We start from the raw sequence: 26,850 nt of genomic DNA on the forward strand, positions 1-26,850 counted from the left end.
CCCACCCAGGGCAATCGCAGTTGAACTGACGAGGGGCGCCGGGGATAAGCCCCGAGCGAAACGCTAACGGCGATAGCCCTGCAAACCCTCCGGCGCCTAACCGCTCTGCTGCGCGCGATGCGCGGTGCCCACCTCGCTCGCGACCATCGCCTGGTGGACATCCTGCAGGCTGGCCGGGTCGTCGATGGTCGAGGGAACGCCGTAGGACTCGCCATCGGCGATGTTGCGCAATAGCTTGCGCAGGATCTTGCCCGAGCGGGTCTTGGGCAACCGCGAGACCACCAAGGCCTGACGCAGGCTGGCAATGGCCCCGATCCGCTCGCGCACCAGGGCGACCAGTTCTCGCTCGAGCGTGGTCACGTCGCCCTCGAAGCCATCCTTGGGGATCACCAGGGCGATCGGCACCTGCCCTTTCAACGCGTCCTGGATGCCGATCACCGCACACTCGGCCACCGCGGCGTGCGAGCCGACGACCTCCTCCATCTCGCCGGTGGACAGGCGGTGCCCGGCGACATTGATGACGTCATCGCTGCGCCCCATGATGAACAGATAGCCATCTTCGTCGAAATAGCCGCCATCGCCGCTCAGGTAGTAGCCCGGGAAAGCCGCCATGTAGGCACGCTGAAAGCGCTGCGGATCGCGCCATATCCCCGCCAGACAGCCCGGCGGCATCGGCTCGCGAATCGCCACGCTACCCTGCTCGCCGATGGCGGCCGGCTCGCCCTGGGCGTTCAACACGGCCACATCGAACCCGGGGACCGGCAGCGTCGCCGAGCCGGCCTTGGCCGGCATCGGCTCCAGACCCTGCAGATTGGCAACGATCGGCCAGCCGGTCTCGGTCTGCCACCAGTGATCGACGATCGGCACCGACAACAGGTCCTCCAGCCAATGGAAGGTCGGCGGATCGAGCCGTTCGCCGGCCAGGAACAGCGTCCTCAGGCAAGAAATGTCATGCCCCTCCAACCGCCGGCCATCGGGATCTTCCTTCTTGATCGCGCGAAAGGCGGTCGGCGCGGTAAAGAAGGCCCGCGCTCGGTACTCCTCGATCAGGCGCCAGAAAGCCCCGGCATCGGGGGTCCGTACCGGCTTGCCCTCGTAGACCAGCGTGGTGCAGCCGTAGATCAGCGGAGCGTAGACGATGTAGGAGTGGCCGACGACCCAGCCGACGTCCGAGGCCGAGAAGAACACCTCGCCGGGCGTCATGCCATAGACGCGCTCCATCGAGTAGTGCAGCGCCACCGCATGCCCGCCATTATCGCGCACCACGCCCTTGGGCTTGCCGGTGGTTCCCGAGGTGTACAGGATGTACAGCGGATCGCAGGCATTGACGGCGACGCAATCGGCGGGTGAAGCAGTCGCCACCAGCGCCTGCCAGTCGTGATCGCGGTCATTGAGCTGCGCATGCAGCGAATCGCGCTGCAGGATCACGCAGGCCTCGGGGCGATGGCGGCTACGCGCCAGCGCCTCGTCGACGATCGGCTTGTAGGCGATGACCCGGTCCACCTCGACGCCGCAGGAAGCGGCGATGATCACCCGTGGCTCGGCGTCCTCGATGCGTACGGCGAGCTCATGCGCCGCGAATCCGCCGAACACCACCGAATGCACGGCGCCCAGCCGGGCACAGGCGAACATGGCGATCAGCGCCTCGGGGACCATCGGCATGTAGATCACCACCCGATCGCCCTTGACCACACCCAGCGAGGCCAGCCCGCCGGCGAACAGCGCCACTTCGTCGCGCAATTCCCGGTAGCTCAGCGTACGCTTGCCGCCGGTCACCGGCGAGTCCCAGTGGATGGCGGGCTGGTCGCCGCGCCCCTCGGCGACGTGATGGTCGAGCGCCACATGGCAGGTATTCATTTCGCCGTCGCCATACCAGCGCGCATGCCCTTGCCTGTCAAAGCCGAGGATTTCACTGGGCTGGCGGAACCAGGGAATACGCTGCGCCTGCTCAGCCCAGAATGTTGCGGGCTGCTCGATCGATCGCTGGTATTCAGTCCGGTATGCGCTCATGAAATGCCTGCCATTTAAGGATGATCGAGGGCTTCATCGATCGCGGTGGCTCACGATGAGTTGTCGACACAACTCTAGAGCATTTAAGCGCGTTTTCCCGTCATACCATCGGCTAGTCGACCGGAAAATCTGTCGCCGACTTTTCCTGAGCACCACCGACAGGGCTTTGTCGACAATCGGTGCACGCAATCATGTCGCCCACCCTCGTGACGCTTAATTAGCGTTTGCCGCGCTATCACGGCAAATTTGCGTGGTTGTTGAAGTTTCACTAAATCAGTAAGAGAGGCAGACTTGTTGCGTTACCTCTCACGTCACCCGCGGCGGTTTCGAAAGCCTGCGATGCACGCATCCATCGGCAGCGGGGAAATGGACACGGCGCAGGACGCGCCGGCCACAGGAGACGAAACATGAGTAGCCGCCCACCCGCTTCACGACTGCTGAACGCCCCCAACGATGCCATCCAAGCGTCGACCAACCTGCTCAAGGCGGTCGCCAACGAAAATCGTCTGCGCATCCTGTGCCTGCTCGACAGCGGAGAACTCTCGGTGTCCGAGCTCAATGCGCGCCTGTCGCTGAGCCAGTCGGCGCTGTCCCAGCATCTGGCCATACTGCGCCGCGTAGGGCTGGTAACCACGCGTCGCGCCTCGCAGACCATCTACTATTCGCTGCAGGGCCGCGAAGCGGAGAAACTGATCGACACCCTGGGCGCGCTGTATCTCGACTAGCTCAACGGCGTTGCCATCCGCTCGCCTCAAGCGCCTCGTAGATTCGCTGCAGTCCGTCCTCGATGCCCAGTGACACGGCGCGTCCCAGGCGTTCGGTTAGGCGACGGCGCTTTTCGAGACTCACCGTGACGACCCGCGCGTCGTTCATGCGCTCGAGCAGGTAAGCCTCGCTGGTTCCCACCGCATCGATCAGCCCCTTGTCCACCGCCTGACTGCCGTACCAGGTCTCGCCGGTGGCGATGGCGTCGATGTCGAGCCCCTGGCGACGCTCGGCAACGAAACGCTTGAACAGCGCGTGGGTGCTCTCAAGCTCCTCGATGAACTTCTCGCGTCCCTCCTCGGTATTTTCCCCGAGCACCGTCAGCGTACGCTTGTAGCGCCCGGCGGTAAGCAGCTCGACATCGACATCGTGGCGCTTGAGCAGACGGTGGATATTGGGCAGCTGCGCGACCACGCCGATCGAGCCCAGCACCGCGAACGGCGCCGCACGCAGTCGATCGGCGCAACACGCCATCATGTAGCCGCCGCTGGCCGCCACCTTGTCGATGCAGACCGTCGTCGACACGCCCGCATCGCGCAGCCGGTCGAGCTGGGCGGCGGCCAGTCCATAGGCATGCACCAGCCCGCCGGGCGACTCCAGGCGTATGGCGACCTCATCGCGTTCGTCGATGACGCCGAGGATCAGCGAAACTTCCTCGGCAAGCCGTGCCGTCCCCGACGCCTTGATGTCGCCATGGAAATCAAGCACCCAAAGCGTTGGTCGTTTCGCGCCATCCCGCTTGTCGCGACGCTTGTCGTCGCGCTTGAACGCCTTGAGTGCCGCCTTGCGACGCTTCTTGTCGAGGCCGACCAGGCGCAGCTGTCGCTGCCGCGCGCGATAGCGCTTGTCGAGTTCCTCGATGCGCAGCTGGCTGCGCGCCTGGCCGGCCTTGGCACGACCGGCGATGGCCAGCACCGCCAGGATCATCACGCCCAGCGTGACCAGTTGGGCCAGGAACAAGCCGTATTCGGCAAACCATTGACTCACCCTGCTTCTCCTCGATGCGAGTTGTAAATCCGTGGGGCCTTTCGTTCGGCCGGCCAAGGGCAACGCTTGATTCAAACGCCTGTTCAAAATAAGCTCGGAACCTTCACGGTTCATAGGCTGCAGAAAACACCATGAGCGACACCACTCAGGTAATCGACAATCTCAAGTCTCGCTTCGACCCGCAAGCCGCCAAGGGCATGCACGAGACCTTTCAGTTTCATATCGCCGATGCCGACGACTATTTCATGACCGTCGACGACGGTACGCTGGACATTCAGTCAGGTGAACACGACGACCCTTCGGTGTCGCTCTCCACCGATAGCGATACGCTCAAGGGCGTTCTGAGCGGGGAGCTCAATGGCATGCAGGCCTTCATGTCCGGGCGCCTCAAGGCCAGCGGCAACTTGATGCTGGCGACCAAGCTGAATCAGCTGTTCCCCTGAGCTTCAAGCCATCGCGAACTCAAGCTGTCATCAACTATAGCCACCCACAACGGCCCCGGCGAAGAGAGTGCAACAATGCAAAGGCCCCGCTTTCCAAGCGGGGCCTTTGCATTCACATGTCAGCCGTTTACCGGTTGGCATCACTGCGGCGCGGGTCCGTCGAAGGCCTCGACCCGGGCCTTCAATTTCTGCCCGGGGCGAAAAGTAACCACGCGGCGGGCTGAAATCGGGATCTCTTCGCCGGTCTTGGGATTGCGTCCCGGACGCTCGCGCTTGTCGCGCAGGTCGAAATTGCCGAAGCCCGACAGCTTGACCTGCTCGTTCTCGCGCAGGCAGCCGCGGATTTCTTCGAAGAACGCCTCGACCAGGGTCTTGGCTTCGCGCTTCGAAACGCCGAGCTCAGTATGCAAATGTTCAGCCAGTTCCGCCTTGGTCAATGCAGCCATGGTCTCTCCTCGTGCTGGATGACGACGTTCAGCCGCGCAGCTCGGCACCCAAACGCTGCCTGGATTCGGCGACGATCGCCTCGACTAACTGATTGATTTCTTCGTCATTCAGCGTGCGCGAAGGATGCTGCCAGGTCAAGCCCAAAGCGACGCTCTTGTAACCCTCGGCGATACCGGCGCCCTGATAGACATCGAACAGATGCAGATCCGTCAGCCATTCGCCGGCTTGATCGCGCAACGTGTCGAGAAGCGCCTGCACGGCCACCGACTCGTCGACCACCAGCGCCAGGTCGCGACGCACTTCGGGATAGCGCGACAGCGCAGCGAAACGCGGCAACCGGCCACGCACCAGACGATCCAGCTCGATTTCGAACACCAGCGGGTCGCTCTTCAGGCCCAGCTCGGCACGTACCGCGGGATGCAGGGCACCGATCCAGCCGACACGCTGGCCCAGATGCAACACCGCGGCGGTCTGCCCCGGATGCAGCGCCGGATGCTCGGCGGGCTCGAAACGCCACGCGTCGCGATTGCCACCCATCGCCAGCAGGCTTTCCAGGTCGCCCTTGAGATCGAAGAAATCGACGTCATCGCGGCGCGCGGCCCAGCCCTCGGGATCGCGCGGCCCGCAAACCAGCCCTCCCAGCATGGCGGTCTGTTCCAGCGAATCGAGATCGCCTCTGAACACCAACCCCGACTCGAACAACCGGACCCGCTGCTGCTGGCGGTTGAGATTGTGCATCAACGCCTTGAGCAGGCCCGGCAGCAAGCTGGCCCGCATCACCGCCATGTCGCTGGAGATCGGGTTGGCCAGGCGCGGGGCCTCGACACCAGGCGCCAGCAAAGCTTGCAACTCAGGCGCGACGAAGCTGTAGCTGATCGCTTCCTGGTAGCCTCGCGCCACCAGTTGACGGCGCAAGCGCGACAGTGGCTGGCGCGCTTCGTCATCGGCCTGAAGCGACAGGCGCGCCGCCGGACGACGCACCGGCAGGCGGTTGTAACCGTGGATCCGCGCCAGCTCCTCGATCAGGTCCTCCTCGATCGCCACGTCGAAGCGCCAGCTGGGCACGCCGACCCGCCAGCTCGTATCGCCCTGTGCACTCACCTGCATGCCCAGCCGGGTGAGAATATCGATCACTTCCTCGCCGGGCAGCGGCATGCTCAGGCATTGCTCGAGGCGCGCGGCACGCAGCAGGATATGCTGCTCAGCGGGCAGATGATCCGGGCTTGCCGTCTCGCTCAACGGACCCGGCTCGCCGCCGGCAATCGCCAGCAGCAGTTGCGTGGCGCGCTCGATGGCCTGGCGAGTCAGTGCCGGATCGACGCCCCGCTCGAAACGATGCGACGCATCGGTGTGCAGCCCGTAGGAGCGCGCCTGCCCGGCCACCGCCAGCGGCGTGAAGAAGGCCGCTTCGAGAAACACGTCGCGGGTGGCATCACTGACCCCCGAGCACTCGCCGCCCATCACCCCGGCCATGGCCAGCGGCTTCTCGGCATCGGCAATGATCAGCGTATCGCTGCGCAGCGCAATCCGCTGGCCGTCGAGCAGCACCAGGGTTTCCCCTTCGCGGGCGTAACGCACCTCGATCGCCTGCTCGAGATTGGCCAGGTCGAAGGCATGCATCGGCTGACCCAGTTCGAGCATCACGTAATTGGTGATGTCGACCAGCGGACTGATGGCGCGCACGCCGCTACGGCGCAGCCGCTCGACCATCCACAAGGGGGTCGTGGCATTGACGTCGACGTTCCTGACGATCCGCCCCACATAGCGCGGGCAGGCCTCGACCGCACTGACATGCACCGGAAAGCTCGCATCGTGCACGGCGGCCTGCGCCGACACGGCGGGCTCCACGACAGCCAGGCGATTGAGCACTCCAACCTCGCGGGCCAGGCCCTTGAGACTCAGGCAATCGCCGCGATTGGGCGTCAGGTCGACCTCGATGGTGGCATCCTCAAGGCCCATCCAGTCGCGTAAATCCACGCCGCCAGGCGCGTCGAGCGGCAGTTCGAGGATGCCCGGCGAAGTTTCCTCAGCGAGGCCCAGCTCCGAGGCGGAGCAGATCATGCCGCGCGACTCGACGCCGCGCAGCTTGGCCTTCTTGATCTTGAAGCCATCAGCCTTGGTATCGTCGGGCAACACGGCGCCGACACGGGCGAAGGCCACCTTCTGGCCGACGGCGACATTGGGCGCCCCGCAAACCACCTGAACGGGCTCCGCGGAACCGTCGTCGACCCGGCATACGCTCAATTTGTCGGCGTCCGGATGGGGCTCGCGGCTCAGCACTTCGGCCACCACGACACCGCTGAATACCGCGGCGACCCGCTCCACGGCGTCCACCTCGAGCCCCGCCATGGTCACCTGCTCGGCCAGCGCCTGGGTCGCGAGCGCCGGCGAGACCCACTCGCGCAACCACTGTTCTGAAAATTTCATCTTGGAATCCCGTCTCCTTGATTCGCTCAGGCGAACTGGCGCAGAAAGCGCAGGTCGTTCTCGAAGAACAGCCGCAGATCATTGACGCCGTAGCGCAGCATCGCCAGGCGCTCGGCGCCCATGCCGAAGGCGAAGCCCTGGTAACGCTCGGTGTCGATGCCCGAATGACGGAACACTTCGGGGTGAACCATCCCGCAGCCCAGTATCTCGATCCAACCGCTGTGCGAGCAGACCCGGCAACCCTCGCCGCTGCACATCACGCACTGGATATCGACCTCGGCGGAGGGCTCGGTGAAGGGAAAGTACGAGGGGCGGAAGCGTACCGAGAGATCGTCGCGCTCGAAGAAGGCATGCAGGAAGTCCTCGATGGTGCCCTTGAGATCAGCGAAGCTGACGTCCTCGTCGACCAGCAGGCCTTCGACCTGATGGAACATCGGCGTGTGGGTCAGATCCGAGTCGCTGCGATAGACCCGCCCCGGACAGACGATGCGGATCGGCGGCGCCTGATGCTCCATGGTGCGCACCTGGACCGGCGAGGTATGGGTGCGCAGCAGCCGCGTGGCATCGAAGTAGAAGGTATCCGCCATGCCGCGCGCCGGGTGATGGGCGGGAATGTTGAGGGCTTCGAAGTTGTGGTAGTCGTCCTCGATCTCGGGCCCCACCGCGACATCGAAGCCGATCCGCGTGAACAGCCCCTCGATGCGCTCAAGGGTGCGCGTCACCGGATGCAATCCACCCTGGGACTGGCCCCGGCCGGGCAGCGTCACGTCGACACGCTCGGCGGCCAGCCGCTCGTTCAGTGCCGCCCGCTCGAGATCGCCGCGTCGCGCCTCAAGCTCGCGACTGAGCGCCTGCTTCGCCTGGTTGATTCGCTCGCCCGCCTGGGGGCGCTCCTCGGCTGGCAACTTGCCGAGCCCCTTGAGCAGCGCCGTGATCTCGCCCTTCTTGCCGAGATATTTCACCCGTACCTCGTCCAGAGAGGCGACGCTCTCGGCAGCCTGAATGGCCTGACGAGCCTCGGCGACCACCGTCGGTAAATGGTCCATCCGTTACGCTCCGAATCCTGAATCCCGGGACCCTGGCATCCGGGTCCAAAAAAACAGGGGAAGAGCGGCTGCTCTTCCCCTGCGGCGTTCACGATGCTGTCGACGAAGCTTGCGGCTTCGACGGCGCCATCACTTACTGGGCAGCCTTGGCCTTCTCGACGATGGCGGTAAAGGTAGCCTTTTCGTGAACGGCAAGATCGGCGAGAACCTTGCGATCGATCTCGATACCGGCCTGCTTGAGCCCGGCGATGAAGCGGCTGTACGACAGGCCGTTCTGGCGAGCCGCCGCGTTGATCCGCGAGATCCACAGCGCGCGGAACTGGCGCTTGCGCTGACGGCGGTCGCGATACGCGTACTGACCCGCCTTGATGACCGCCTGCTTGGCGACACGGAACACGCGAGACCGGGCCCCGTAGTAGCCCTTGGCCTGCTTCATGATTTTCTTGTGACGACGGCGCGCTACGACACCACGCTTGACACGAGTCATGGCAATCTCCTGACGTTAAATGAATTCGACCAATGCGTTACAGGTTGGGCAGCATGCGCGAGATCAATGCCTTGTCGGCATCGTGGATCTGCTTCATGCCGCGCAGCTGACGCTTACGCTTGGTGGACTTCTTGGTCAGGATGTGACTGCGAAACGACTGCTTGTGCTTGAAGCCGTTGGCGGTCTTCTTGAAGCGCTTGGCGGCGCCCCTGTTACTCTTGATCTTCGGCATGGAGATAACTCCGCTCGGGTTTTTTAGAAAATCCATGGCCGGTGGCCCGACACGCACCAGCGTGCAGCGACCACCCGTTCACTTGCCGACGGATCACTTCTTCTTCGGGGCCAGGATCATGACCATCTGACGGCCTTCCATCTTGGGGAAGGACTCGACAGCGGCCAGCTCCTCGAGATCGGCGGCAATCCGTTCCATCAGCTTGCGGCCGATGTCCTGGTGAGCCATTTCACGACCCCGGAAGCGCAGGGTGACCTTGCCCTTGTCGCCACCTTCGAGGAACCGGATCAGGTTCTTGAGCTTGACCTGGTAGTCGCCCTCGTCGGTGCCAGGCCGGAATTTGACTTCCTTGACCTGGATCTGCTTGGTCTTCTTCTTCTGAGCAGCCTTCTGCTTCTTCTGCTCGAAGAGGAACTTGCCGTAATCCATGATCTTGCAGACGATCGGATCGGCATTGGAAATCTGTACGAGGTCCATACCTTCCGCTTCGGCGCGCTCGAGTGCATCGCTGGTGGGTACGATGCCCAGCTGCTCGCCGTCGCTGGCGATCAGGCGGACCTGATCTTCGGTAATCCGCTCGTTCATTGGTGGGCGCTTTTCCTGAGGACGCCCTCTCGGGTTGCTTCTCTTGATGGTTCCGTCTCCACTTTTGCCTTGGAAGATGTCGCTGTTACCGCTCGGCCTGCACCCGCTCGATGAAGGCATCCACCGTCATGCCGCCCAGGTCGTCGCCGCTGCGCGTACGCACGGCCACCGAGTCGGTCTCGACTTCCTTATCTCCAACCACAAGGAGATAGGGGACCTTCTGCAACGTATGCTCGCGGATTTTAAAGCCGATCTTCTCGTTCCTCAAGTCCGACTTGACGCGCAGCCCGGTATTTTGCAGGCGTTTTTCGATTTTTCCGACATAGTCGCGCTGCGCATCGGTGATGTTCAGCACCACCGCCTGATGAGGCGCCAGCCACAATGGCATCGCTCCGGCGTAGTGCTCGATGAGGATACCGATAAAGCGCTCCATGGAACCGACGATGGCACGGTGGAGCATGACCGGCGGCTGACGATCGCCGACTTCGGTCACGTACTGCGCCCCCAGGCGTGTCGGCATCATGAAATCGACCTGCATGGTGCCCACCTGCCACTCGCGCCCCAGGCAGTCCTTCATGTGATATTCGATCTTGGGCCCGTAGAAGGCCCCTTCGCCCGGCAGCTCCTCCCATTTTACGTCACAGGCGGAGAGCGCGCCTCGCAGCGCGGCTTCGGCACGCTCCCAGACGTCATCGCCACCCAGACGCTTTTCGGGGCGCAGGGCGATCTTGACGGCGATATCCTCGAAACCGAAATCGCGATAGACCTTGAGCGCCTGACGATGAAAGGCGGTGACTTCGGACTCGATCTGGGTCTCGGTACAGAACACGTGGCCATCGTCCTGAGTGAAGGCCCGCACCCGCATGATGCCGTGCAGCGCGCCCGAAGGCTCGTTGCGGTGACAACCGCCGAACTCGCCGTAACGCACCGGCAGTTCGCGATAGCTGCGCAGCCCCGAATTGAAGACCTGCACGTGGCCCGGGCAGTTCATCGGCTTGAGCGCGTACTCGCGCTTTTCCGACTCGGTGAAGAACATGTTCTCGGCGTAGTTGTCCCAGTGGCCGGATTTCTTCCACAACGAGACGTCCATGATCTGGGGGCAGCGGATTTCCTGATAGCCGCCCTCCTTGTAGACGTTGCGCATGTACTGTTCGACCGTCTGCCACAGGGTCCAGCCGCGCGGATGCCAGAACACCATGCCCGGCGCCTCTTCCTGCATATGGAAGAAGTCGAGCTTGCGAGCCAGCTTGCGATGATCGCGCTTTTCGGCCTCCTCGAGGCGCTTGAGGTAGGCTTTGAGCTGTTTCCTGTCGTCCCAGGCCGTGCCGTAGATGCGCGTCAGCATCGGCTTCTCGGCATCGCCCCGCCAGTAGGCGCCGGCCAGCTTGGTCAGCTTGAAGGCCTTGAGATGCCGCGTATTGGGCACATGAGGCCCACGGCACATGTCCGTGTATTCCTCATGATGGTAGAGACGGATCGTCTCGCCTTCGGGAATCTCGCGAACGATTTCCTGCTTGTAGGGTTCGTCGCGATGCAGGAAGGTCAGCATCGCCTGATCGCGATCGACGTACTCGCGCACAACATCGTAGCCCTTGTCGATCAGCTGCTTCATGCGCTGCTCGATGGCCTCGAGATCCTCGGGGGTCGCCGAGCGGCCGAAATCGATGTCGTAGTAAAAGCCGTCCTCGATCACCGGTCCGATAGCCATCTTGGCATCGGGATAAAGCTGCTTGACGGCATGGCCGATCAAATGGGCGCAGGAGTGGCGAATGATCTCGAGCCCTTCGGGATCACGGGCGGTGATGATCGCCACCTCGGCATCGTCTTCGACGAGATCGGCGGCATCGACCAGCCGACCATTGATCTTGCCGGCAACGCAGGCCTTGGCCAGGCCCGGGCCGATCGACTCGGCAACTTGCATGATACTCAACGGGGCGTCGTAACGGCGTTGGCTGCCGTCGGGAAGGGTCACGATGGGCATTCAGGAATCCTAAAGCGCAGTGGTGATCCATACCAGGGATCACATGTCGCAAAAAAAACGGTGTATGGCGAGACTGACTATCTACTCTGCATTTCTTCTATGCACGTCGCCTGGCGATCGCGCTCAGCACCAGCGTACCAGGCCATGAGAGCCGGCCGGCGAATGGATGCGCGGCGTTACATTAGCAGGCGGCCCCGACTCGAGTCCACTTCCAGGCCGTTGCGCACGGCCAGCCACACACGAAGAAGGGGCGCCTTGGCGCCCCTTCCTGCATTCAGCCAGCTAAACGATACCTGGCCTCATGGTGTCAGCGTCACTGAGTCCATTCACCCAGTTCGACGCGACGGTTCTCGGCACGACCCGCTGCCGTTTCATTGGTCGCGATCGGCTGCTGCTCGCCGTAACCGATGGCCCGCATGCGGTTCGCGGAAATGCCCTGCGAGATCAGGTAATCCTTGACCGACTGGGCACGACGCTGAGACAGATCCTTGTTGTACGCTTCACTACCGATGGAATCGGTATACCCCTCGAGGCGAACACGGACATTCTCGTTGGCGGCAAGCTTGCTAGCGACATCGTCGAGAATCATTTCAGCCTGAGAGGTCAAAGTGGCCGAATCGAACTCGAAGTTGACATCTCGCAGCACGATATCGGCTTCACAGCCCAGCGCGTTGACATCGGCACCTGCCGGGGTGTCGGGGCACTGATCCATGTAGTCGGGCACGCCGTCACCGTCGGAATCGAGCGGGCAGCCGGAGGCGTTCACTTCCACACCTGCCGGGGTTCCCGGGCACTCGTCCTTGTAATCGGGTACGCCGTCACCATCGGTGTCTAGCGGGCAACCGTCGGCATTGACGGCAACGCCGGCCGGCGTATTGGGGCACTGATCGCGATCGTCCGGAACCCCATCGCCATCGCTGTCGACGACATTGCTGCCATAATCGGCGCACAGCAGAGCCCCGGCGGTGGCACCGGTGACGCCGCCTATGGCTGCACCATCGTTCTCGTCGGCATCGCTGCTCGAGGCGTAGCCGATGCCACCACCGATCAGACCGCCGGCCAGGCCGCAGACGAAAGGCGATTGATACCAGGCGTCCTGCCGGGTATCGGAGGAAGAGTAGGCGGGACTAGAGATGGTCCAACTTGCTAGCACTAACGCGAACCCAACTAGCAAACCAGTCGTTGATATCTTCATGTAAGACTCCTTCTTTACACAGCGCTCGTCGTAACGTGTCGTTACTCGGTGGGCCCAAACCAGTCGGAACCCAATAAGCTCGGCCAGGACGTTTTTGCACCTATCCCGTCTTCAAAAAAGAAAGCACAAATGCGCCATTTCGGCCAGTGCTCTCATGCTGCCATCTCGGCTTGCCCGGGATGACGCATTCTTTACTTCGATCAGCATGCATCGTGAAGGATTGCGCGAAATCGTGCAAATTCTTCACCTGTACGAAGTTTATACAAGGATACCCGGCCGCATCGATCATGCAAGATGATAGTCGGCCAATCCGCAAAAAATGGTGGCCGCTCGATCGAGCAAGGCGTCGGGAAAATCAAATGTCGGATGATGCAACCTAGGCAGTCTTCACCACTTCCCAGCGTGAACATCGCCCCTTCGCAACAGCCACTCAACGCTCCGAAGTCCTCGGACCAGCGATGCGCCGCGGGCAACGTCGCCAGCGGCATCCGCCTGAATGAGCCAGTCGGCCACTTGATCCGCCGTTCGGGACTCGTCGCCGGAAAGCTCGGGCGAGGCATGCAGCGCGTGACGCAAATCGGCGAGCGGCGTGGCGAGCAAGGACAGGGGCATCACGATGGCTCCATCGTTCGCATTAGAAGACGTCGGATTCAGTGCAGGCTGGCCGGCCAGCCCCGAACGAAGTCGTCGACCGCACCGGCGGCGGCTAGGATACGTTGCCGCAACTCGCCCTCCAGCGCCAGGCGCTCGCGATCTTCGCCCATGCGCTCGCGTGGCGACAACGCCTGACGGGCGGTATGCGTATGCAGGTGCGCAGTGCGCCGATGCACTTCATCGAGCACGCGCAGCGATTCACGCTCGAGCAGGCGGGGATCGATAATCTCGAGCAGCACCTTGCAACGCAGGCTGCCCTCGGTCAGGTCGACCTGCTCGGCCTTCATCGCCCGCGCAATGATAGCGAGGCTTTCCAGGCAATTTTCATTGGCACGCCGCACTTCCTCGGCACGGAACCGCTCCCGCCGGCGCACCTCCTGCCAGAGCCGCCACGCGTATCCGGCAAGCCCCAGGATCGCGATAATCGCGATTCCGAGCAGCACCCAGCCTATCGATTGATTCATCATGCCTCACCGGCCCGCTCATCGTTGCGCGCAGTATACGTGGCGCCACGGATCGACCCAACCGCTACTGACGAATCGGCCTCGCACTGTACAATGCACGTCCGCCAGCCTGTCGCCCACGCGCGGAGCAGGCTAGCCTGCAGCAGAGAGCCTACACGGAAACGGCAAGGAGGCATGACGTGACAGATGACAGCGAAGCGACCCGCGAACCCCACTTCCAGCCTTCCATCGCCGCGCGCATCGGACTCTGGTTAGGCTTTTTCTGGCTCGCGCTGGTGCTGATCGTTCCGGCTCCCGGCGAAATGCCGATCACCGCCTGGTACTGCGCCGGCCTGGCACTGCTGATGGCGACCTGGTGGTCGACAGAGGCGATCCCCATACCCGCCACAGCGTTGCTGCCTCTGGTCCTGGTACCGGCGCTGGGCATCGATGACCTCAAGCCCACGGCATCGAGCTATGCCAACCCGATCATCTTCCTGTTTCTCGGTGGTTTCCTGATCGGTCTGAGCATGCAGCGCTGGGAGTTGCACCGGCGCATCGCCCTCAACGTGCTGAAATACGTCGGCTACCAGCCACGCCGTCAGATTGCCGGCTTCATGCTCGCCACTGGTTTTCTGAGCATGTGGGTCTCGAATACCGCGACCAGCATCATGATGCTGCCGATCGGCATGTCGGTGATCAACCTGCTCGGTGACAAGGATCCTCAGGAGATCAACCGCTACGCCACGGCCCTGCTGCTGGCGATCGCCTATGCGGCGAGCATCGGCGGCATCGCCACCCTGATCGGCACGCCCCCCAACGCCCTGCTGGCGGCCTATCTATCCAACGATCGCAATATCGACATCGGTTTCGCCCAGTGGATGGTCGTCGGGCTGCCGGTGAGCATCATCATGCTGATCCTCGCCTGGCTGTGGCTGACCCGCGGCGGCTTCTCGCTGGATGCCGGCGAAGACAGCAAGAATATGGTCGCCCAGCAACTCGACGAGCTGGGTGGCTTCTCCGCGGCCGAACGACGTGTCGGGGTGATCTTCCTGCTGGCTGCGCTGGCCTGGATCACCCGCCCGCTGATCAACAATCTGGGGCTGGACTGGGTATCAGACACCACGATCGCCATCGCCGCCGGCCTGCTGCTGTTCCTGCTGCCGAGTGGCAGCCAGCGTGGAGTAAATCTGCTCGACTGGGATCAGGCCAAGGAACTGCCCTGGGGCGTGCTGCTGCTATTCGGCGGCGGCTTGGCACTGGCCGGGGTGATCAAGAGCTCCGGGCTCGCCGAATGGATCGCCAATCAGCTGTCGATGTTCGAGGTGCTGCCGTTGATCGGCCTGGTCGCCATGGTGGTGTTGATCATCATCTTCCTCACCGAAGTGACCTCCAACACGGCCACGGCGGCAGCCTTCCTACCGCTGCTCGGCGCCCTGGCGATGTCGCTGGACGTTTCGCCGCTACTGATCACGGTGCCCGCGGCCATCGCCGCCAGCTGCGCATTCATGATGCCCGTTGCGACGCCCCCCAACGCCATCGTGTTCGCCACCGGTCACATGAAGATCCAGTCGATGATTCGCGCCGGCTTCGCCCTCAATGTCGCCGGCACGATCGTCGTCACGTTAGTGGCTTACTTCGTAGTCAATACCTTCTGGTGAGCCTCAAGAGCCGCCGAGCTCGCTACACGCTGCTCGATGAAAGGCTTATAGCGGTCTGGTTATCGAGGAAATCCACGCACTAGCGAGTCGCTGACGTAACTTGGGAAGCATTCGGGCCACCGGTGGCAAGCGAGTCGCCATGACCAGGGCAGATACCATGGCATACATTGTCCATTGCCCGAGGTCGGCGCGCACCACCCAGAGGAAGTGCAGCAGTACCAGCCCCAGGATGGGGTAGGCTAGCCTGTGTAGTGTCTTCCAACGCTTGCCCAATCGGCGCATCGACCAGCGGTTGGAAGTGAGGCCAAGCGCGCCAAGGCCTATCAATGCCAGCATGCCGACGATGATGTAGGGGCGTTTTACCAATTCGCTACCCAACATTGCCCAGTCGAGCGCCAGAATGAACAGGACATAGCTGAGCATGTGCAGGAAAGCGTAGGCCAGCGTCCAGAGGCCAAGTTGCCGCCGGATCAGCGCAAAGCCTTTCCAGCGGGTAAGCTTGGTGAGTGGCGTCAGGCTCAGAGTCAGCAGCAGCATCCACAGCGCACCCTGGCCGATATTCAGCAGCAGGTAGCGCCCCGGCTCGGGGCCGGCAGCGTTGTTGGCCACTTGCCATCCCCATAGCACAAGGGGCACCAGCGCCGCCAGGAACACACCACTGCGCCAGAGTCGCCATTTTCGCTGCGTTGCCATCAGAAGTTCTTCCGCAGATCCATGCCCGCATACAACTCGGCCACTTCATCGGCGTAGCCGTTGAACATCAGGGTATCGATGGTGTTGGGGCTGAACAGGCTATTGGGCAGGCGCCTCTCGGTGGCCTGGCTCCAGCGCGGGTGGTCGACCTGCGGGTTGACGTTGGCATAGAAGCCATACTCTTCCGGAGCGATTCGCTGCCAGGAGTTGACAGGTTGCTCTTCAACCAGCGAGATACGCACGATCGACTTGATGCTCTTGAAGCCGTACTTCCATGGCACCACTAGCCGCAGTGGCGCGCCATTCTGGTTGGGCAGTTCGCGGCCGTACATGCCCAGAGCGAGTATCGTCAGCGGGTGCATGGCCTCATCCAGCCGCAGCCCCTCCACGTAGGGCCAGTCGATCAGCGAGAACGAGGAACGCTGGCCCCGCATCTGCTCGGGGTCGACCAGCGTTTCGAAGCGGACATAGCGGGCTTTGCTGGTGGGGTCGGCGCGCCTGATTACCGCGGCGAGCGGTATGCCCAGCCAGGGGATCACCATCGACCACGCCTCGACACAGCGCAGCCGGTAGATGCGCTCCTCGAACCGGGACGGGGTGGCGATGTCCTCCAGGGCCAAGCGGCCGCCGTTATTAACCTCACCGTCGACCACTACGCTCCACGGCTGAGTGTCCAGGTTGCCTGCGTAGCGAGCAGGGTCTGACTTGCTGGAGCCGAATTCATAGAAATTGTTGTAGCCGCTGGCGTCGTCGAAAGGGGCAATCTCGTCCCGCTCGGGGTCGTCTGGCACGATGACTCGCTCGCGGGAGGCATCAAGTTTTTCCTGCAGCCATGCCGGTGCATCACCGTCGGGAACGTCCGAGTAGTCGGTGCTGGCCCTGACCCGGCCGGACAGGGTCAGCCCCGCCCCCAGGCCCACCATGCCGCCCATGAAGCGGCGGCGGGAGAGGTAGGTGGATTCCGGTGTCACCGTGGATTCGCACAGATCGCTGGGTTTGGCGATTTTGATCAACATAGGATGCCTCCACTGGGGGCAGACTTTGACGCGACACGTTCCAACATTGTGGCACAAAGACTTCGTCAAACAGCTGACGGCAGGATTACAGCGTCATAATGGGCAGAAGGGGCATGGCCGGCTATCCTGTCTCGATTCCGCGCAGGACGATGTGCCTATTCTGGTAGTCGAGGACGAGCACCAGACCGCCGACTATCTATACAAGACTATCTGTACATGTACTCGGCAATTCAGAGTATCGCATCAAGGTAGCCCGAGACGGTTGCGACGCGCAACACCTGATAACGATGGCTGCCTATCGACTGCGGCTATGGCTTGTTCTCTTGGGCGGCACATTACTTGACTTGCCTGCTTACTGGAGTGGAGCGTCAGACAGCTGATCAGGCAACGCCATTCAAAGCCCCAACAGGCTGACGATCAACGGCAGCAGAAAGGCGGTGAGCATTCCCGTCAGCCCCATCGCCAATCCGGCGAAGGCGCCGGCCATCGCGCCGAAAGAAGCGAAGCTCTGCGCCGTGCCGAAGCCATGGGCCGCCAATCCCATGGTGAAGCCGCGCACGCTGGGATCCTCGATCTTCAGCCAGCGCAATAACCATGGCCCCAGCACGCAGCCGATCGAACCGGTCAGCAGCACCAGCCCCGCCGCCAATGACGGAATACCGCCCACCTGCTCAGCGATTCCCATGGCGATCGGCGAGGTCACCGAACGCGGCGCCAGCGACAACAACGTCTCGCGCTGTGCGCCCAGCAGCATGGCAATGCCCAGCGTCGATCCGACAGCGGTCACAATGCCCGTCACGCAGGCGAGCAGGATCGGCAGCCACAACCGTCGTACCCGCTCGCGATGATCGAACAGCGGTATCGCCAATGCCACCGTCGCCGGACCCAGCAGGAAGTGGATGAACTGGGCGCCCTGGAAATAACTGGCATAATCGATGCCCGTCAGCATCAGGAAACCGATCAGCAAGGCAATGGCCACCAACACCGGGTGCACAAGCGGCGAATGGCGCGCCCAGCGGTTGATGTGCGTGGCGAAATAGAACGCCACCAACGTGGCCAACAGCGATACCAGCGGATTGCCGGAGAGATAGACCCATAGACGCTCGAAATCCGCCATCGTTACGACTCTCCTTTTCCTCGCAGATGGCGACGCGCCAGCCAATCGAGCACCTTGGCGGTGACTGCCAATGTCAGTGCCGTGGAAGCCACCAGGGTAACGGCCAGTATGCCGAGCTCCTCGCGGATCAAGCCGAAGTGAGTCATGAGCCCCACCCCGGCCGGCACGAACAGCAGCGTCAAATAGCGCAGCAAGCCCTCGCCGGCCATGCGCAGCGCGCTCGGCACCCGGCCGTTGACCATCAGCCCGATCAGCAGCACGACCATTCCCAGCACCGGGCCGGGCACCGGTACCGCCAGGGCTCGCACCAGCAACTCGCCAATGAACTGACAGCCCAGCAGAACGCTCATTCCCACGATCAACGGCATCTTCCCTCCCCGGGCTTCACATGTGACGAAATTATACAACGGACGCCGCGCGCCCACTGCCCACAGTACGCTCCGCTGGAGACAAGCGATTGAAAGGAAAGCGCAATTCCCGCTTGCATTTGATGGGAAAATCGCTACTATATGCCTCGTCCTTGGGCAGGGTCTCGGCAAGCACCGACTCCCTACTCGAGCATGATAAAGTCGGAGCGTGGCGCAGCTTGGTAGCGCGCTGCAATGGGGTTGCAGAGGTCGCAGGTTCGAATCCTGTCGCTCCGACCAAATAGATTAATGAAAACCGCCGCTTACGGGTCATTCCGAGTGGCGGCTTCAGCTTTCTGGCTATTCGGGTCATGCCGACCGAAGCGACCCGATGAGATCATGCCTCAGCCATTCCTTGCGAAGTGCCAGGTAATGTCTTCACGGGCAGGCAGGCCCATAAGCGAGCAATGCCGATCGCAGCGAAGATGATCGAAAGCAACTTGCGTAACTGCAGGACCTCGTATAGTGCGCTCATGTTTCGTCTCGGAGGGCAGATTCATGAGCCAACCGCACGCTTTCGATCGTGCCCTGGTCAGCAAATACGACTTCCCGGGGCCTCGTTATACCTCCTACCCGACCGCGCCGCAGTTTCATGAAGCCTTTGCCATGGACGACTACCGGCTGGCCACGAAAGCCAGCAACGCCGATCCGCTGCCCAAGCCGTTGTCGGTGTACGTGCATATTCCGTTCTGCAAGAGCCTCTGCCACTACTGTGCCTGCAACAAGATCATCACCCAGAAGACCGAGAAGGCCGCCGAGTATCTCGATTATCTCAAGCGTGAGATCGCGATGCAGGCGGAGCTGTTCAAAGCCGATCGCCGGCTGACCCAGCTCCACCTGGGCGGCGGTACACCGACCTACTTCACCAACGCCCAGCTTGCCGAGCTGATGGTCGCCTTGCGTCAGGCGTTTCGCTTCGATACTCGCGGCGCGCATGAATTTTCCGTGGAAGTCGATCCGCGAACGGTAACGCCCGAGCGCCTTCATGCGTTGCGTCGGCTGGGCTTCAATCGGCTGAGTTTCGGCGTGCAGGACTTCGATCCGGACGTACAGGCCGCGGTCAATCGCATCCAGAGCGAATCCCAGGTATGTAGCCTGGTCGAGGCGGCCCGCGAGGCCGATTTCGACTCGCTGAGCGTCGACCTGATCTATGGCCTGCCGCTGCAGAACGTGGAGAGCTTCGACGCCACCCTGGCCAAGGTCATCGATATTCGCCCCAACCGCATCGCTGCCTACAGCTACGCTCACCTGCCCAGCATGTTCAAGTCCCAGCGCCTGATCCGCCCCGAACACATGCCGCCGCCCGAGCGCAAGCTGGAACTGCTCGAACTGACCATCCAGCGCCTGACCGCGGCGGGCTACGTGTACATCGGCATGGATCACTTCGCGCTGCCCGACGATGAACTGGTGCTGGCTCGAGAGAACGGCACGCTGCAGCGCAACTTCCAGGGCTACTCCACGCATGCCGACTGCGATCTGATTGGCCTAGGCGTGTCGGCCATCGGCAAGGTGGCCGACAGCTACAGCCAGAACGCCAAGGAGCTTTCCCAGTATTATGGCCGCCTCGATGCCGGCCGCCTGCCGGTCAAGCGCGGCTACCGGCTCCACGATGACGATTGCCTGCGCCGCGACGTGATCATGGCCCTGATGTGCCATGGTCACCTCGACATGGCCCACTTCGAGCGCCGCTACCAGATCGATTTCACCGACTATTTCGCCGAGTCGCTGGAACAGCTCGCCGGCCATGTCGCCGATGGCCTGGTGACGGTACGGGATGGCCTGGTGACGCTGCTGCCTCAAGGCCAGTTGATGCTGCGCAGCGTCGCCATGGCCTTCGACGCCTACCTGGGCGAAGGCCAGCGCGGCCTGTTCTCGCGGACCGTGTGACGCCATGGAATACTACTTTCTGGCGCGGGTCGTACATATGCTGGCGATCGTGCTGCTACCGGAGTGATCAAGGAGGCTGTCCATGGCTTCGCCACGTCGCCTCGCCTACCTTTGCCTGGCCTATGGCTGCGTCGGGCTGGGCGCAGCCGGAATCGTGCTTCCTCTTGCTGCCCACCACCCCATTTCTGCTGGTCGCTGCCTGGGCCGCTCCCAAGGGGTCGGCGCGCCTCGATGACTGGCTGCATCGTCATCCGCATTTCGGCCCGCCATTGCGGGCCTGGCGCGAACAGCGCGCCGTACCGAAGCGCGCCAAATGGCTGGCCTGCCTGCTACTTCTCGTGAGTTGGCTGATTCTGCTGGCGACCAGCGACAGCGCCAAGGTCCCGATGATCACCGGACTCCTCTTTTCCTGCGTGGCGATCTTTCTAGTGACCCGCCCTACTGCCACATCCTCCTGAGCGAAGACGACAGGCTTGTCGGCGTATCGCTTGGCGGGAAGTGCGAGCCCCGATTCATCGATATTCACGATCACTTCCGGTCGGAACGCCGCCAGCTCCGAAACTGCAGGCAGAAATCCCTGGCCAGCGCACCCAATATGCCGACTTCCGAGAGCAGGCAGGCGCACGGCTATTCACTACAGGCACCCTCCGATTCGCCGGTCAGCAGGCACTCGGCCTCATCCGGCCAGCGTATCGGCTCGACAGCCGGGGTCGCCGGGACAGAGCTTGTCTTTTTCATAGGACCACCTCACTGATAGGACCACCTCACTGAGAGTTTCGCCACATTCCGAGCTTTCGTTCAGCCGGGACGACCATCGGCGCGCGGTCGGCTCAGGATCGGCCAGTAGATAAGCACAAAAAGCAGAAAGGCAACGACCCAGGCCACTGTCGAGACGCTGAGCCCGGGATAGGCCAGTTGCGGCACGAAGGCCGCGATCACCCGCACCAGCCCCGCAGTGATGATGGCGACATAGATCCATATCGCCATGCGTGGCAGGCGCATTGGCCGCCCCGTATGGCCCATCGCCACGCGGGTCATCACGCCAAGAATCAAGGTGCCAGCCGCTCCGGCCCCCATCGCATGCATCCAGACACTGGGAGATAGCGCCAACCAAGGCGTCATCGCCTTGAGCAGCAAGGCCACGACGATCCAGCCCAGGGCCACATGAAGAATCCATATGAGGGGCTCCGCCGAGGCTTTCCAGCCACGCCAGGCCAGGAGTCGCCAACCGTTGACGAATGCGGCGATCAGTGCAATGAGGCTAGCCGGCACGGGAAAGGACATCGCAAGGTCCACCGGCACCATGGCGATCGTGCTCCAGAAGGCCGCACGATCCAGCACCTCCGAGCGCCTCACCAGGGCGGGATCCTGGCCCTGCATGCCTAGCCAGTTGGCAGTGAACGCCGGCGTGATTCGCCCGCCCACCACGACCATGATCGCGGCAATCAGATCCAGCGCCAGGATTTCTCCCAATCGCCCCCGGGGAGGCCAAAACCCACTGAACCCCAGGTGCATCGAGAGGTCGGCACCAGCGAGTAGAACGAGCAGCGCAACCAGCACCAAGTTGCGGTAATTGCCATGGCACAGCAGCACTCGCGCGACATAAGCCGCCATTGCCGGCAGGAATGCCAGGTCGATCGTCGCGACCAACCACAGCGGCAGCCACCCTGACAACCACATTGCCGCCCGCCCCGCTGCCCATAGCAGAACCAACGCCAACAGGCCGCTCCCCTTGAGAGGCGGCGCTCCCGTCCAGTTACACATCGCGGTGAGCAAGAAGCCTGCGATGGCCGCCGGTACCATGCCGAAGAGAAGCTCATGTGCATGCCACTGAATCGGATTCAAGCCCAGCGGCAACGGCAGCCCGCCGAACAGGAAGGCGAACCATGCCGCCACCAGGCTTGCCGCGTAGAGGGCGGTGAGCAGGAAGAAAGGCCGGAACGCAAAGGCGAGCAGCACGGGTTCATCATTATAGCGAAGGCTGGTCGTATCGTTCATGGCAGCAAATTCCTGATTGAAATGATGCGCAAATAGGAGTGGGGAACAGCCCTCTACCGTGACCGCGCATATCGCCTCACTCGATCCCCATCGGCAGCAAGGCGAATCCACTGGCCGGGAAGGACTCCATGCTCGATCTATCGACCTCATCCAGAGCAGCTTCCACTTGTAACTCCACGCTTGGCCGGGCCGGTGCCGAGCAATCAAGCTCGTGAAGTGACGGTGATAGCACTGCAATGCCCTTCATATACTGGGTCTCGATTGGCTTATTCATGGTCATTCCTTCTGCCGTTGAGCAGATGTTCAAGGAGAGCTAATCGAGCAATCAACGGGCTCATGAACAGAGCGGGCAAAAATCGGCTTTTCGATCCTGCCCCATCCAGTATCCTGCCCCATTCCTGGCAATATGCGACTTGAGGGTCTGGAAAGCCTCTGCAGCATCGGGGCGAAGCAGTGGATCGCACTTCCAGTCGCATGCAGTCAACAGCCCCAGCCAATCACTCGCCGGCAGCGTTTCGGCAAGCGAGGTGAGCCAGCGGCTCTCTTCGCCATGCATGCGGGCGCGGTAAAGCTCGATGTACGCTTGAATCGTATTGCTAGTCGCCGAGTCTATCTCGGCCGTCGACCCTGCACTTGATAGAGCGATAAACTTTACATAAAGCTCTTCACCGTAAACGCGGATGCGCCGGTGCTCTTCATCGAGCAACGTCAGGGTGGGCTGGATTTCGGGATGGCGTATCGCCAGGCGCTCGAATACGAGCTCTTCGAGGGCATGATGGACGCGCTCGGCATGCCGCGTCAGATAATGCAGTATGTCGCGCATCAGAGTGAAATCCGGCATGTCGCCCTTGCAGGCACCGGCGAGCTGCCGATCGAGAATGCAGAGAAGGCCGTCGTAGTCCCGATGATCGTCTTGCAGCTGCTTGAGAAGGGGAATGGTCATGATCACCTCCTGACATAGTCGGTAGATAACGCCCGGCAACCCTCTGTATCTGATGGCCTACCATGCAGTATTCACTGCATTAATCATGCCAGTTCTCAAGCCATTGAAGGAGCACAGACTTGCTCTAACTGGGTGATATTGACCTGCCTGATGTTGGGTTAATATCACCGAAATGGGTTAAATCAACCCTATTCGCCAAGCGAGCGGCAAGGCCGACTTTCAATCAACTTCATACACTCTCTTTCAATAGCATCTCCCGGATGCGACCGATGGCCTTCATCGGATTCAACCCTTTAGGACAGACCCATGTACAGTTGCCGATCTGACGACAGCGGAAGACGCTGAAAGGATCTTCCAGTTCGGCCAGGCGCTGCTGAGTCGCGGTATCGCGGCTGTCGTTCAGGAAACGATAGGCCTGGATCAGCCCCGCCGGTCCGATGAACTTCTCCGGATTCCACCACCAGGAAGGACATTGCGAAGAACAGCAGGCGCACAGGATGCATTCATACAGGCCATCGAGCTTGTCACGGTCTTCGGGGCTCTGCAGGCGCTCTATCGTCGACGGAACGCTATCGTTGATGAGGTAGGGCCGGATCTTTTCGAATTGCCTGAAGAATAGAGTCTGATCGACGACCAGGTCGCGAATGACCGGCATGCCGGGCAGCGGCCTTAGTATCAAGGTATCCTTTCGACCCAGCGCTTCAGACACGGATGTAATGCAGGCCAGGCCATTCTTGCCATTGATGTTCATGCCATCTGAACCACACACGCCTTCGCGGCAGGAACGCCGATAGGCCAGTTCAGGGTTTGAAACCTTAAGGTTCTCCAGCACCTCAAGCACCATCCTGTGACGGAACTCATCGCCGATTTCGAAGGCTTCCATATAGGGTGCATCGTCGCGTTCGGGATGATAGCGGTACAGCTGAACGGTAAACATGGTCTTCCTTGCGGATAGTGATGATGGTTATGCCCTCGGCGATCTCGCGGCACACAGAAACGAAGTCGGCGACGAGCGGCAGTTCAGCGGGTCATGGTCTATTTCAGCCGCACTTCGACCAGCCGCTTCCAGCGCCCAGCGGAACCTGGGCAGCCAGGCAGCGCGCTGTTCGCCTTCGACTTGTGCCAATCCACGCGCCACCCGCTCCCAGGTATCGGCCACGTCCTTGTCCACCGGCGTGCCGTGGCGATCCTTGAGTCGGTACTTGGCGTCCCAGATGGCTTGAGAGGGCGTCTGCATCGGCACCTCGCTGGACGTTTTGACGGCCTCGGCAGGCGAATTCATGGATGGTCTCCTAGGGCCGATCGTCACGAGAAGCACGGGTTTCGAGTCGAATTTATCGATCGATTGAGGCGAATAGCGCACTATTTAACGAAATGGATCGATGGAATTGGCCGAAAGGCCGGGATTCGCAGTAGGTCAGTGTCAAGTCCGACGCGCTCCTAGTCAGAAACATGGTTCATGGGTCGGCGTTTGGCCAAGCGTTCGAGCCGTGTAAGCGCGGCGCTGAAACGGCAGCGACCGGCTACCTCGGTGAGCGATAGCCATCGTGCCACTCCAGAGACGCCGCGAAACTGACCCATATCAAGGCAACCCCACTTCAACGCCCAGCCAATTCACAACATCTAGTATGCGCACCGCAAAACATATAGCACATACGGCCATACAGCGGCCCCTGAAATCTTCATGCCCTGCTTTGCCGAGCGTCCCCTACTTGATCCCCAGCCGCCGAGCCAGCTTGTGCAGATTGCTGGAATCGACCTCGAGTCGCCGCGCCGCCGCCGACCAGTTGCCGCCGGCACGTTCGAGGGCATGGCGGATGGCCTGGCGCTGGGTGCGCGCCACGCTGTCGTGCAGCGCCTCGACCGGTGCATCCTGGAGCGGCTCCGCGGACGCGATCGGCTGCGCGCCGGCCAGCGGCAGGTCAAGCAACCCGGGCTCCAGCGTGACGATGTCTTCACGACGCGCCCCCTGGCTGAGCGCCTTGATCGCCGCCCGACTAATCACATGCTCGAGCTCGCGCACATTGCCCGGCCAGTCGTAGCCACTCAGCGCATCCTCGGCAGCCGACGACAGGCGCAAGCTACGCACTCCCAGCCGCGCCCGGTTGAGCTCGAGAAAATGTCCGGCCAGCACCAGCACATCGCTGCCTCGCTCGCGCAGCGGCGGGATCGGCACCGGATAGACCGAAAGGCGGTGATAGAGATCGGCGCGAAAGTGTCCGTCGCGCACGCTGTCGTGCAATTTGCGGTTGGTCGCGGCGATGATGCGTACGTCGACATGGCGCGGCACGTCTTCGCCCAGGCGTTGAATCTCGCCATTCTGCAGGGTACGCAGCAGCTTGGCCTGGATGGCCAGTGGCAGTTCGCCGACCTCGTCGAGAAACAGTGTGCCGCCGTCCGCCGCCTCGAAGCGCCCGGCGCGGGTCTTGCCCGCCCCCGAGAAGGCGCCTTTCACATGGCCGAACAGCTCGCTTTCGGCCAGTGACTCGGGCAGCGCCGCGCAGTTGATCTGGATCAGCGGACGACGCCGGCGCCGTGAGCGCTGATGCAGGTGGCGGGCGAACAACTCCTTGCCGACACCGGTCTCGCCAGTGAGCAACACCGGCAATTCGGAATCCGCGACCACCACGAGCTCATCCAGCAGTTGTCGAATGACGAGACTCTGGCCAATGATCTCTCCCTGATGACGCTCGCTGGTGTCCTTGGCGGTATCGCTGCGCGACAGGCGAAGGCGACGCACGTCCTGCTCCAGGCGAGTCATCCGCACGGCCGCCTCGACCAGCAGGGTGAAACGCTGCAGGTCATCCTGCGCACGTTCGTCGAAGGTGCCGGGCGTAAGTGCATCCAGGGTCAATGCGCCCCACAGGCTGCCCTCGACATGCAGGCTGACGCCCATGCAATCGTGGACCGGCAAGGGGTCGCCGAGCTGATTGTCGACCAGCCCATCGTAGGGGTCGGGCAGGCTGGAATCGGGCGGAAAGGCCACCGTCTCGCGACGGGCGAGAATCGCCGCCAGCCTTGGGTGCTGGGCCACCACGAAGCGTCGCCCCAGCGCCTCGCGCGTCAGCCCGTCGACCGCCACCGGACACAGCGCCTCGCCATCGAGACGCAGCAAGCCCACGGCACCGCAATGAAAGTACTCGCGCAGCGCCCTGACCAGACGCTGCAACCGTACCGCGCTGGGCAGCTCGGCGGTGAGATCGGCGAACACGACATCTTCGAGCATGGCAAGACTCCTGGCGGATCGCGGTGAACAAGTAACGGTAAAAACAACCACAGCAGGGTCATTATTACCGGCTCTTCGACGTTTCATGTGGATTTGGCCTGATCCAGCAGGCTCCCCACCGGGCTGCCAATCAGATAGATCATGGTGATGAAGTAGCCCTCGTTGCGGTACCCGCGAGCCCGTGATCGGGCGGCTTGAAA

At 62.2% G+C, this 26,850-nt stretch carries 27 protein-coding genes and 1 tRNA gene; 6 read left to right on the plus strand and 22 right to left on the minus strand.

Features of this window, described 5'->3' with window-relative positions; all coding sequences use genetic code 11:
- Window positions 1-96: 96 nt before the first annotated feature.
- The gene (locus tag K7I12_RS01520) at window positions 97-2,010 is read right to left on the minus strand and encodes a propionyl-CoA synthetase (RefSeq protein WP_231662777.1); all 1,914 of its coding nucleotides are present in this window, start codon (window positions 2,008-2,010) and stop codon (window positions 97-99) included.
- 407 nt (window positions 2,011-2,417) lie between these two features.
- Between K7I12_RS01520 and K7I12_RS01525 the strand changes: the two genes are divergently transcribed.
- On the plus strand, window positions 2,418-2,735 hold the full coding sequence (locus K7I12_RS01525) for an ArsR/SmtB family transcription factor (protein ID WP_231662778.1): 318 nt from the start codon (window positions 2,418-2,420) through the stop codon (window positions 2,733-2,735).
- Between the two features lies 1 nt (window position 2,736).
- On the opposite strand, the gene sohB is transcribed toward K7I12_RS01525, so the two are convergent.
- Entirely contained in the window at window positions 2,737-3,762 is a 1,026-nt protein-coding gene (gene sohB, locus K7I12_RS01530; protein ID WP_231662779.1) for a protease SohB, read from the minus strand.
- 131 nt (window positions 3,763-3,893) lie between these two features.
- On the opposite strand from sohB, the gene K7I12_RS01535 reads away from it, so the two are divergent.
- Window positions 3,894-4,205, plus strand: a complete 312-nt coding sequence (locus K7I12_RS01535) for an SCP2 sterol-binding domain-containing protein (RefSeq protein WP_031383413.1) — start codon at window positions 3,894-3,896, stop codon at window positions 4,203-4,205.
- Between the two features lie 140 nt (window positions 4,206-4,345).
- Here K7I12_RS01535 and ihfA read toward each other — a convergent pair whose 3' ends face one another.
- The 10 genes from ihfA to K7I12_RS01585 all read right to left on the minus strand — a co-directional run bounded on the left by ihfA (window position 4,346) and on the right by K7I12_RS01585 (window position 13,723).
- Window positions 4,346-4,651 (minus strand): integration host factor subunit alpha, encoded by a 306-nt coding sequence (gene ihfA / locus K7I12_RS01540; RefSeq protein ID WP_031383412.1) that lies wholly within the window; start codon window positions 4,649-4,651, stop codon window positions 4,346-4,348.
- 28 nt (window positions 4,652-4,679) lie between these two features.
- Window positions 4,680-7,079, minus strand: a complete 2,400-nt coding sequence (gene pheT / locus K7I12_RS01545; RefSeq protein ID WP_231662780.1) for a phenylalanine--tRNA ligase subunit beta — start codon at window positions 7,077-7,079, stop codon at window positions 4,680-4,682.
- 26 nt (window positions 7,080-7,105) lie between these two features.
- Entirely contained in the window at window positions 7,106-8,125 is a 1,020-nt protein-coding gene (pheS, locus tag K7I12_RS01550; RefSeq protein WP_231662781.1) for a phenylalanine--tRNA ligase subunit alpha, read from the minus strand.
- A 133-nt stretch (window positions 8,126-8,258) separates the two neighbouring features.
- Window positions 8,259-8,612 (minus strand): 50S ribosomal protein L20, encoded by a 354-nt coding sequence (gene rplT, locus K7I12_RS01555; RefSeq protein ID WP_136067628.1) that lies wholly within the window; start codon window positions 8,610-8,612, stop codon window positions 8,259-8,261.
- Window positions 8,613-8,649: 37 nt separating this feature from the next.
- Window positions 8,650-8,844 carry a 50S ribosomal protein L35 gene (rpmI, locus tag K7I12_RS01560; protein ID WP_231662782.1) on the minus strand — a complete coding sequence of 65 codons (195 nt, stop codon included), beginning with the start codon at window positions 8,842-8,844 and terminating at the stop codon, window positions 8,650-8,652.
- A 93-nt stretch (window positions 8,845-8,937) separates the two neighbouring features.
- Window positions 8,938-9,549, minus strand: coding sequence for a translation initiation factor IF-3 (gene infC / locus K7I12_RS01565; protein WP_084173405.1), 612 nt, complete (start codon window positions 9,547-9,549; stop codon window positions 8,938-8,940).
- On the minus strand, window positions 9,515-11,410 hold the full coding sequence (gene thrS, locus K7I12_RS01570) for a threonine--tRNA ligase (protein WP_231662784.1): 1,896 nt from the start codon (window positions 11,408-11,410) through the stop codon (window positions 9,515-9,517). The genes infC and thrS overlap by 35 nt, the downstream gene beginning before the upstream one ends.
- Window positions 11,411-11,723: 313 nt before the next feature.
- Window positions 11,724-12,605, minus strand: coding sequence for an OmpA family protein (locus K7I12_RS01575; protein ID WP_231662785.1), 882 nt, complete (start codon window positions 12,603-12,605; stop codon window positions 11,724-11,726).
- A gap of 387 nt (window positions 12,606-12,992) precedes the next feature.
- Window positions 12,993-13,217: a hypothetical protein gene (locus K7I12_RS01580; RefSeq protein ID WP_031383404.1), complete on the minus strand. Its 225-nt coding sequence runs from the start codon at window positions 13,215-13,217 to the stop codon at window positions 12,993-12,995.
- Between the two features lie 38 nt (window positions 13,218-13,255).
- Window positions 13,256-13,723, minus strand: a complete 468-nt coding sequence (locus K7I12_RS01585; RefSeq protein WP_231662787.1) for a DUF2489 domain-containing protein — start codon at window positions 13,721-13,723, stop codon at window positions 13,256-13,258.
- Window positions 13,724-13,902: 179 nt separating this feature from the next.
- On the opposite strand from K7I12_RS01585, the gene K7I12_RS01590 reads away from it, so the two are divergent.
- Window positions 13,903-15,363: an SLC13 family permease gene (locus K7I12_RS01590; protein WP_231662790.1), complete on the plus strand. Its 1,461-nt coding sequence runs from the start codon at window positions 13,903-13,905 to the stop codon at window positions 15,361-15,363.
- A gap of 45 nt (window positions 15,364-15,408) precedes the next feature.
- On the opposite strand, the gene msrQ is transcribed toward K7I12_RS01590, so the two are convergent.
- The 4 genes from msrQ to K7I12_RS01610 form a co-directional block, all read right to left on the minus strand.
- Window positions 15,409-16,056, minus strand: a complete 648-nt coding sequence (gene msrQ / locus K7I12_RS01595) for a protein-methionine-sulfoxide reductase heme-binding subunit MsrQ (RefSeq protein ID WP_231662793.1) — start codon at window positions 16,054-16,056, stop codon at window positions 15,409-15,411.
- A complete protein-coding gene (gene msrP, locus K7I12_RS01600) occupies window positions 16,056-17,072 on the minus strand; it encodes a protein-methionine-sulfoxide reductase catalytic subunit MsrP (protein WP_231662797.1) in 1,017 nt (338 codons plus the stop codon). The genes msrQ and msrP overlap by 1 nt, the downstream gene beginning before the upstream one ends.
- A 394-nt stretch (window positions 17,073-17,466) precedes the next feature.
- Window positions 17,467-18,189 (minus strand): LrgB family protein, encoded by a 723-nt coding sequence (locus tag K7I12_RS01605; protein WP_031383399.1) that lies wholly within the window; start codon window positions 18,187-18,189, stop codon window positions 17,467-17,469.
- Between the two features lie 2 nt (window positions 18,190-18,191).
- Window positions 18,192-18,557 carry a CidA/LrgA family protein gene (locus K7I12_RS01610; protein ID WP_031383398.1) on the minus strand — a complete coding sequence of 122 codons (366 nt, stop codon included), beginning with the start codon at window positions 18,555-18,557 and terminating at the stop codon, window positions 18,192-18,194.
- Window positions 18,558-18,759: 202 nt separating this feature from the next.
- Between K7I12_RS01610 and K7I12_RS01615 the strand changes: the two genes are divergently transcribed.
- The 3 genes from K7I12_RS01615 to K7I12_RS01625 all read left to right on the plus strand — a co-directional run bounded on the left by K7I12_RS01615 (window position 18,760) and on the right by K7I12_RS01625 (window position 20,941).
- Window positions 18,760-18,836, plus strand: a tRNA-Pro gene (locus K7I12_RS01615).
- Window positions 18,837-19,094: 258 nt separating this feature from the next.
- Window positions 19,095-20,483: an oxygen-independent coproporphyrinogen III oxidase gene (gene hemN / locus K7I12_RS01620; protein WP_031383397.1), complete on the plus strand. Its 1,389-nt coding sequence runs from the start codon at window positions 19,095-19,097 to the stop codon at window positions 20,481-20,483.
- Window positions 20,484-20,647: 164 nt separating this feature from the next.
- The gene (locus K7I12_RS01625; RefSeq protein WP_231662798.1) at window positions 20,648-20,941 is read left to right on the plus strand and encodes a YbaN family protein; all 294 of its coding nucleotides are present in this window, start codon (window positions 20,648-20,650) and stop codon (window positions 20,939-20,941) included.
- 340 nt (window positions 20,942-21,281) lie between these two features.
- Here K7I12_RS01625 and K7I12_RS01630 read toward each other — a convergent pair whose 3' ends face one another.
- From K7I12_RS01630 to norR, 6 genes are all read right to left on the minus strand, one after another.
- The gene (locus tag K7I12_RS01630; RefSeq protein ID WP_231662799.1) at window positions 21,282-22,481 is read right to left on the minus strand and encodes an NnrS family protein; all 1,200 of its coding nucleotides are present in this window, start codon (window positions 22,479-22,481) and stop codon (window positions 21,282-21,284) included.
- A 76-nt stretch (window positions 22,482-22,557) separates the two neighbouring features.
- The gene (locus tag K7I12_RS01635) at window positions 22,558-22,755 is read right to left on the minus strand and encodes a hypothetical protein (RefSeq protein ID WP_231662800.1); all 198 of its coding nucleotides are present in this window, start codon (window positions 22,753-22,755) and stop codon (window positions 22,558-22,560) included.
- Window positions 22,756-22,815: 60 nt separating this feature from the next.
- Window positions 22,816-23,424 (minus strand): hemerythrin domain-containing protein, encoded by a 609-nt coding sequence (locus K7I12_RS01640; RefSeq protein ID WP_231662801.1) that lies wholly within the window; start codon window positions 23,422-23,424, stop codon window positions 22,816-22,818.
- Between the two features lie 229 nt (window positions 23,425-23,653).
- A complete protein-coding gene (locus K7I12_RS01645; RefSeq protein WP_231662802.1) occupies window positions 23,654-24,361 on the minus strand; it encodes a succinate dehydrogenase iron-sulfur subunit in 708 nt (235 codons plus the stop codon).
- A 27-nt stretch (window positions 24,362-24,388) separates the two neighbouring features.
- Window positions 24,389-24,706, minus strand: coding sequence for a hypothetical protein (locus tag K7I12_RS01650; RefSeq protein WP_231662803.1), 318 nt, complete (start codon window positions 24,704-24,706; stop codon window positions 24,389-24,391).
- A gap of 426 nt (window positions 24,707-25,132) precedes the next feature.
- Entirely contained in the window at window positions 25,133-26,650 is a 1,518-nt protein-coding gene (gene norR, locus K7I12_RS01655; protein ID WP_231662804.1) for a nitric oxide reductase transcriptional regulator NorR, read from the minus strand.
- Window positions 26,651-26,850 lie beyond the last annotated feature (200 nt).

It is taken from the genome of Halomonas sp. IOP_31, assembly GCF_021151495.1.
GTDB lineage: Bacteria > Pseudomonadota > Gammaproteobacteria > Pseudomonadales > Halomonadaceae > Modicisalibacter > Modicisalibacter zincidurans.

Excerpts from the sequence above, each read along its gene's own strand:
- K7I12_RS01520 (WP_231662777.1), bottom strand. The coding sequence starts at position 2,010 with ATGAGCGCATACCGGACTGAATACCAGCGATCGATCGAGCAGCCCGCA.
- K7I12_RS01525 (WP_231662778.1), top strand. The coding sequence starts at position 2,418 with ATGAGTAGCCGCCCACCCGCTTCACGACTGCTGAACGCCCCCAACGAT.
- K7I12_RS01535 (WP_031383413.1), top strand. The coding sequence starts at position 3,894 with ATGAGCGACACCACTCAGGTAATCGACAATCTCAAGTCTCGCTTCGAC.
- ihfA (WP_031383412.1), bottom strand. The coding sequence starts at position 4,651 with ATGGCTGCATTGACCAAGGCGGAACTGGCTGAACATTTGCATACTGAG.
- pheT (WP_231662780.1), bottom strand. The coding sequence starts at position 7,079 with ATGAAATTTTCAGAACAGTGGTTGCGCGAGTGGGTCTCGCCGGCGCTC.
- pheS (WP_231662781.1), bottom strand. The coding sequence starts at position 8,125 with ATGGACCATTTACCGACGGTGGTCGCCGAGGCTCGTCAGGCCATTCAG.
- rplT (WP_136067628.1), bottom strand. The coding sequence starts at position 8,612 with ATGACTCGTGTCAAGCGTGGTGTCGTAGCGCGCCGTCGTCACAAGAAA.
- rpmI (WP_231662782.1), bottom strand. The coding sequence starts at position 8,844 with ATGCCGAAGATCAAGAGTAACAGGGGCGCCGCCAAGCGCTTCAAGAAG.
- infC (WP_084173405.1), bottom strand. The coding sequence starts at position 9,549 with ATGCCTTCATCGAGCGGGTGCAGGCCGAGCGGTAACAGCGACATCTTC.
- thrS (WP_231662784.1), bottom strand. The coding sequence starts at position 11,410 with ATGCCCATCGTGACCCTTCCCGACGGCAGCCAACGCCGTTACGACGCC.
- K7I12_RS01575 (WP_231662785.1), bottom strand. The coding sequence starts at position 12,605 with ATGAAGATATCAACGACTGGTTTGCTAGTTGGGTTCGCGTTAGTGCTA.
- K7I12_RS01580 (WP_031383404.1), bottom strand. The coding sequence starts at position 13,217 with ATGCCCCTGTCCTTGCTCGCCACGCCGCTCGCCGATTTGCGTCACGCG.
- K7I12_RS01585 (WP_231662787.1), bottom strand. The coding sequence starts at position 13,723 with ATGAATCAATCGATAGGCTGGGTGCTGCTCGGAATCGCGATTATCGCG.
- msrQ (WP_231662793.1), bottom strand. The coding sequence starts at position 16,056 with ATGGCAACGCAGCGAAAATGGCGACTCTGGCGCAGTGGTGTGTTCCTG.
- msrP (WP_231662797.1), bottom strand. The coding sequence starts at position 17,072 with ATGTTGATCAAAATCGCCAAACCCAGCGATCTGTGCGAATCCACGGTG.
- K7I12_RS01605 (WP_031383399.1), bottom strand. The coding sequence starts at position 18,189 with ATGGCGGATTTCGAGCGTCTATGGGTCTATCTCTCCGGCAATCCGCTG.
- K7I12_RS01610 (WP_031383398.1), bottom strand. The coding sequence starts at position 18,557 with ATGCCGTTGATCGTGGGAATGAGCGTTCTGCTGGGCTGTCAGTTCATT.
- hemN (WP_031383397.1), top strand. The coding sequence starts at position 19,095 with ATGAGCCAACCGCACGCTTTCGATCGTGCCCTGGTCAGCAAATACGAC.
- K7I12_RS01630 (WP_231662799.1), bottom strand. The coding sequence starts at position 22,481 with ATGAACGATACGACCAGCCTTCGCTATAATGATGAACCCGTGCTGCTC.
- K7I12_RS01635 (WP_231662800.1), bottom strand. The coding sequence starts at position 22,755 with ATGAATAAGCCAATCGAGACCCAGTATATGAAGGGCATTGCAGTGCTA.
- K7I12_RS01640 (WP_231662801.1), bottom strand. The coding sequence starts at position 23,424 with ATGACCATTCCCCTTCTCAAGCAGCTGCAAGACGATCATCGGGACTAC.
- K7I12_RS01645 (WP_231662802.1), bottom strand. The coding sequence starts at position 24,361 with ATGTTTACCGTTCAGCTGTACCGCTATCATCCCGAACGCGACGATGCA.
- K7I12_RS01650 (WP_231662803.1), bottom strand. The coding sequence starts at position 24,706 with ATGAATTCGCCTGCCGAGGCCGTCAAAACGTCCAGCGAGGTGCCGATG.
- norR (WP_231662804.1), bottom strand. The coding sequence starts at position 26,650 with ATGCTCGAAGATGTCGTGTTCGCCGATCTCACCGCCGAGCTGCCCAGC.